The 6,153-nt window shown below is 71.9% G+C and carries 3 protein-coding genes, 1 tRNA gene and 1 rRNA gene; 1 reads left to right on the top strand and 4 read right to left on the bottom strand.

Annotation, left to right across the window (positions count from 1 at the left end):
* Positions 1-1,823, bottom strand: a 1,823-nt coding sequence (locus ACFV3R_RS20180; protein WP_385584535.1) for a HAMP domain-containing protein, incomplete at its 3' end; no start/stop codon positions are given.
* Positions 1,824-2,260: 437 nt separating this feature from the next.
* Here ACFV3R_RS20180 and ACFV3R_RS20185 point away from each other — a divergent pair.
* The gene (locus ACFV3R_RS20185; protein WP_385584501.1) at positions 2,261-4,939 is read left to right on the top strand and encodes a SpoIIE family protein phosphatase; all 2,679 of its coding nucleotides are present in this window, start codon (positions 2,261-2,263) and stop codon (positions 4,937-4,939) included.
* Between the two features lie 135 nt (positions 4,940-5,074).
* On the opposite strand, the gene ACFV3R_RS20190 is transcribed toward ACFV3R_RS20185, so the two are convergent.
* The 3 genes from ACFV3R_RS20190 to rrf all read right to left on the bottom strand — a co-directional run.
* A tRNA-Thr gene (locus tag ACFV3R_RS20190) sits at positions 5,075-5,147 on the bottom strand.
* A 118-nt stretch (positions 5,148-5,265) separates the two neighbouring features.
* Positions 5,266-5,943 (bottom strand): DegT/DnrJ/EryC1/StrS family aminotransferase, encoded by a 678-nt coding sequence (locus tag ACFV3R_RS20195; protein ID WP_385584504.1) that lies wholly within the window; start codon positions 5,941-5,943, stop codon positions 5,266-5,268.
* 118 nt (positions 5,944-6,061) lie between these two features.
* Positions 6,062-6,153, bottom strand: a 5S ribosomal RNA gene (gene rrf, locus ACFV3R_RS20200); the annotation flags it as partial.

Raw genomic sequence — 6,153 nt, forward strand, 5'->3', positions numbered from 1 at the left:
TCGACCATGGTGTTCAGGGTGTTCTTCAGCTCCAGGATCTCGCCCCGGGCGTCCACGTCGATCTTCTGCGACAGGTCACCGCGGGCCACCGCCGTGGCCACCTGGGCGATGTTGCGGACCTGCTGGGTGAGGTTGCCGGCCATGCCGTTCACCGAGTCGGTCAGGTCCCGCCACACCCCGGCGACGCCGGGCACCTGCGCCTGGCCGCCCAGCCGCCCCTCGGTGCCCACCTCGCGGGCCACCCGGGTGACCTGCTCCGCGAAGGCCGAGAGCTGGTCGACCATGGTGTTCAGGGTGTTCTTCAGCTCCAGGATCTCGCCCCGGGCGTCCACGTCGATCTTCTGCGACAGGTCACCGCGGGCCACCGCCGTCGTCACCTGCGCGATCTGCCGCACCTGCGAGGTCAGGTTCCCGGCCATGAAGTTGACGGAGTCCGTCAGCTCCTTCCAGGTGCCGCTGACACCGTCCACCCGGGCCTGACCGCCCAGCCGCCCCTCGGTGCCGACGTCCCGGGCGACCCGGGTGACCTGCTCCGCGAAGGCCGAGAGCTGGTCCACCATGCGGTTGACGGTGTTCTTCAGCTGGAGCATCTCGCCGGAGACGTCCACGGTGACCTTCTGCGACAGGTCGCCGTTGGCCACCGCCGTGGTCACCTGCGCGATATTGCGGACCTGGCCGGTCAGGTTGCGGAAGGCGGTGTTGACCGAGTCGGTGAGGTCCTTCCACGTCCCCGCCGCACCCGGCACCTGCGCCTGACCGCCGAGCTGGCCCTCCGCACCGACCTCGTTGGCGACGCGCGTCACCTCGTCGGCGAAGGTCCGCAGCGTCTCGGTCATGGTGTTGATGGTGTCGGCGAGCTGCGCCACCTCGCCGCGCGCGCTGACCGTCACCTTCTGGGACAGGTCACCGTTGGCCACCGCGGTGGTCACCTGCGCGATGCCGCGGACCTGCGCGGTCAGGTTGCCGGCCATCAGGTTCACCGAGTCGGTGAGGTCCTTCCAGACCCCGTCGACGCCGGGCACCCGCGCCTGGCCGCCCAGCTCGCCCTCGGTGCCGACCTCCCGGGCCACCCGGGTGACCTCGGAGGCGAACGAGGAGAGCTGGTCCACCATCGTGTTGACGGTGCTCTTCAGCTCCAGCATCTCACCGGCCACGTCCACCGTGACCTTCCGCGACAGGTCGCCCTTGGCCACCGCCGTGGTGACCAGCGCGATGTCGCGGACCTGCGCGGTCAGCCGGTAGGCCATGGTGTTGACCGACTCGGTGAGGTCCTTCCACGAGCCGGACATGCCGCGGACCTTCGCCTGCCCGCCCAGCTTGCCCTCGGTGCCGACCTCGCTGGCGACCCTGGTGACCTCGTCGGTGAAGACCGAGAGCTGGTCGACGAGCCCGTTCACGGTCCGGCTGACCTTCAGGAACTCGCCGCGCAGCGGATGGGTCGAGGAGCCGTCGGTCCCCAGCGACCGCAGGTCCATGCGCTGCTCCAGGTCGCCCTCGGAGACCGCCGTCAGCACCCGGCCGACCTCCGAGACCGGCCGCACCAGGTCGTCGACCAGGGCGTTGGCGGCGTCCACCGCGTTCGCCCAGGAGCCCTCGCAGGCCCCGCCCTCCAGACGCTCGGTGAGCTTGCCCTCCCGCCCGACCACCCGGCGGACCCGGGACAGCTCGCCGGTCAGGTGCAGGTTCCGGTCCGCGACCTCGTTGAAGACGGCGGCGATCTCCGCCATCACCCCGTCCCCGGACACCGTCAGGCGCTTGCGGAAGTTGCCGTCCCGCATCGACACCAGCGCGGCGAGCAACCTGTGCAGCGCCGCCGTGTCCACCTCCGTGGTCCCGCTGCTCCGGGCCCGTCCGCTCTGTGCGCGGCTGCTCTTGCCCCGCGCCGCTGCGCCAGACTCCACCGTGTCCCTCCCGCAGGGTTGACCGTTCCACCCGGGCTTCGCGCCTGGCGTTCCGACGTGCCGCCGGGAGGACCGCCCGGACGTGCCCACCGATGCGACCGGGCCCTCCCGACAAGCTCGTGCTCCGCCGGCCCGCCCAGTGTTTCACCCCGGGCGGGCCGGGCCACAACCGCTGGCTGCTTCGCACAGGCCTTCCCTCGACCATCCCCCGTCGCAAGGGGGGACGAACACTCCTGTGACCGGCATCCCACCGGCTCAGTCGGGAAAGTAACCTGGCATCCGGCTGTCCTCCGCGCACCGAGCATCGGACCGGTGGGCGGTGCCAGGCGAGCACGACCGTAACCGGAGGGGCCGCGACCATGGGGGAGCAGATCACCGACACACTCACGAGGAGACCTGTGACCACCGCGCGGGCTGCCGCCACCTTCGAGCCCGTCGGACGTTCGGTCGCCACCGCCCGTGCGTTCGTCCGCGACACCCTCCAGGGCTGGGGCTGCAGCGACGTCGTCGACGACGCCGTCGTGCTCACCAGCGAACTCGTCACCAACGCCGTCGTCCACGCCGGGACCTCCGCCGAAGTGCTGTGCGTCCTGGACGGGGACGCCGGCGACTCGGTGCGCATCGAGGTCGCCGACCAGTACCCGGAACGGGAGATCCCGCTCCAGAACGGCGGCCCCCTCACGGTCCACCCCGACCACGAGGGCGGCCGCGGCCTGCTGCTGTGCGGCGCCCTCGCCTCCCACTGGGGCGTGGACTACACCGCCACGCGCAAGACGGTCTGGTTCCAGCTCGACCTCCCCCAGCGGTCGGCGGGCACCCGTTCCGCGGCCCCCGCGCTGACCGACGAGGCGCTGCCCGTCACCGAACACCGGGTCCGGGTCGCGGTCGTCCAGGTCGACCGGGTCGGCGACGTCACCGCCTGGAACGAGGACGCGCAGGCGCTCTTCGGCTACGAGACGGAGCAGGTGCTCGGCAAGCCGCTCGTCGACCTCGCGGCCTGGCCCCACACCCCCGGCACCGGCACCGGCATCGCCGAGGCGCTGCTCCTCTCCCGCTGGGAGGGCTCCTACGGGGTGCGCGGCGCCGACGGCCGCGTGGTGCCGGTGTACGCCTCCCACCTGCGGGTGCGGGACGCGGAGGGCGAAGCGTCCACGGTGTGCCTGCTCGTGCGCGACCACGAGCGCGCAGTCCTCCAGGGGCCGCCCCGGGTCTCCTCCTCGGCGGGCGCGGAGGGCACCGGCACCACCCGGACCTCCGCCGACCCCTTCGAGGTCTTCATCGGCTCCCCCACCCCCGACGACCTCGACGGCCTCCTCCAGCGCACGGTGGAACGCGCCCGCGACATGCTCGACGGGGACGCGGCCTACCTCCTGCTGGCGACCGACGACGAGACGGAACTGGAGGTACGCGCCTCCACCGGCCTGCCCTCGGCCCGCCAGCGGTTCGCGCGCGTCCCCGTCGAGGCGGGGGCCGGACGCTACGGTTCGGCGCGCATGCCGGCCGTGCACGACGACCTGACGGCCGTCCCCGGCGCCGTCCCCCTGCTCAGCGGGACGGGGATGCGCTCGGTGGTGACGGTTCCGCTGAAGGTCGAGGGCCGCCTCACCGGCTCGCTGGGGGTGGCCGCGGAGGCCGCCGGCCGGTACACCAACGAGGAGGCGCTGCGGCTCCAGTTCGCCGCGGACCGCATCGCGCTGGCGGTGGAGCGGGCCCGCCTCACCGAGCTCGAACGGTTGCGGCGCGGCTCGCTGTCCTTCCTCGTCGAGGCCTCCGACCTGCTGGCCGGCACCCTGGACCGGAACCAGACCCTGGCCCTCATGGCGCAGATGACGGTGCCGACGCTCGCCGCCTGGTGCGCCGTCTACACCGTGGCCGACGTCACCTCCGAACCGGAGCTGAGCTACGTCCTGCACGAGGACGAGGACCGTATCGACGGGTTGAAGAGCCTCCTCAGCAAGGTGCCGGCGCCCGAGCCGGTGCCGACACCCGGGGCCCGGGTGTGGAGCGCCCCGACCCAGGCCGCGAACGACGCCGCCCTGCGCACCTCGCTGCGCACCCTGGGCCTGACCGAGTCGGCCCGCCCCTCGCGCGGCCCGGGCGCCTCGCTGGCGACGGCCGCGGCGGTGGGCGGGGAGACGGTGGTGCTGCCCCTGGTCGCCCGCAACCGCGTCATCGGCATGCTGACGCTGGGCAAGCCCAGTGAGGAGCACTTCCGCCAGGAGATCCTGGAGCTCGCCGAGGACCTCTCCCGCCGGGCCGCCCTGGCCCTGGACAACGCCCGGTTGTACTCCGAGCGCACCGCCATCAGCCAGTCCCTGCAGCGCAGTCTGCTGCCGCCGGAGCTGCCGGACGTCCCCGGTGTCGAGGTCGAGGTGATCTACCGGGCCGCCGGCGAGGGCAACGAGGTCGGCGGTGACTTCTACGACCTCTTCCCCATCCAGGACGGCGCCTACGGCTTCGCCATCGGAGACGTGTGCGGTACCGGGCCGGAGGCGGCCGCGGTCACCGGGCTGGCCCGTCACGCGCTCCGGCTGCTGGCCCGTGAGGGCCTCGGTGGGCCCGCGGTACTGGAGCGGCTGAACGCCGCCATCCTCGACGAGGGGGAACGCAGCCGCTTCCTGACACTCCTCTACGGCGAGTTGTGGCCGCAGCCGGACGGCGGCGCGATCCTGAAGGTGGTGTGTGCCGGCCACCCGCTGCCGCTGCGGCTGCGTCAGGACGGGACGGTCAGCCCGGCTGCCGATCCGCAGCCGTTGCTCGGCGTCATGGACGACCTCGAACTCCACGAGGAGACGGTCGTCCTCGACCCCGGTGACGTCCTGCTGTGCGTGACCGACGGCGTCACCGAACGCCGCGAGGGCGCCCGCATGCTGGGCGACGACGGGCTGACCGACGTGCTGCGGACGTGTACGGGCCTGACGGCGGGCGCCGTGGCGGCCCGGGTGCTGCGTGCCGTGGAACGTTTCGCGGCGGAGCCCCCGTCGGACGACATGGCCATCCTCGCCATGCGCGTACCGGAACCGCACCCCGAGGACTGAACACGCCGGTGAGGGAGTTGGCCCCCAGCCGTTCGAAGCGGCGGGGCCACTCCCCCGACAGGTGGCGCCTTCTGCCGGACCACTGCACGAAAACAAAAAGGGCCTCCAACCAGTGGTTGGAGGCCCTTTTCGCTGAGCCCCAATACGGAATCGAACCGTAGACCTTCTCCTTACCATGGAGACGCTCTGCCGACTGAGCTATTGGGGCGCGCCGACGAGATAAAGCATACCTGATGTCGAAGGCCCTTCGAACCACGTCGTTGCTGTCGCCGCATTCCTCTTCCCCGGCGCACCGCCCGGTCCGCGGGCGCCCCGCGGCGGGTGGCTCAGAAGGCCGGTCGCAGCAGTCCACCCAGGGCGTTGCAGGCGTGTGCCGTGCGCTGCAACTCCCGGCGCGTCATGCGGGGGTGGAGCGGCAGGGCCAGCGTCTCGTCGACGGCCCGCTCGGTCTCGGGGAGCAGCATGTCCCGGCGGAATCCGCGCATGCGGTAGACGGGCGCCCGGAAGGGAACTGTGCAGGACACTCCACGGTCCCTCAGAGCACGGGCGAAAGCGTCCCGGTCGGGCCGGCCGTTCCCCTCCACACGCACCACGTACTGCTGGTAGCTGTGGCCCGGGGTGTGGCGGGGGCTGAGGACGCCGCGGAGCCGCGCGGTGAGGTGGGCAGCGTGCTCCTGGCGTCGCTCGACGTCGGTGAGGTCCGTCCCGGGCTCCTCGACGTCGTGCAGGAGCAGGTGGTGGCGTTCGGTCAGGGCGGCGAGCCCTCGGAGGTCGGCCGGGTGACCGAAGCGGTGCACGGCGACGACGGCCGCGGTGCGGGGGGTGAGCGCCGCTTCGACAGCGGCGGGGCTGAGACAGTAGGTGTCGCGGTCGATGTCGGCGTAGACCGGGACGGCGCCGGCCTGGACGACGTCTTCGGCCAGGGCGATGGAGTCGTAGGCGGGGATGACGACCTCGTCGCCGTTGCGTACCCCTGCGGAGGCGAGCACTTCGCGTGTCCTCATGTGTCGGATGCTGACCAGTCAGGGTGAACACGAGGTGACGGTGACGATGCCGACGGAAGGCCAACACAAACAGGTCTGCCCCCGAGAACCATGTTCTCGGGGGCAGACCTCAAAGATTGTTCGGCGGCGACCTACTCTCCCACGAGGTCCCCCTCGCAGTACCATCGGCGCAGAAAGGCTTAGCTTCCGGGTTCGAAATGTAACCGGGCG

The sequence above is a fragment of the Streptomyces sp. NPDC059740 genome (genome assembly GCF_042733155.1).
Taxonomy (GTDB): Bacteria; Actinomycetota; Actinomycetes; order Streptomycetales; family Streptomycetaceae; genus Streptomyces.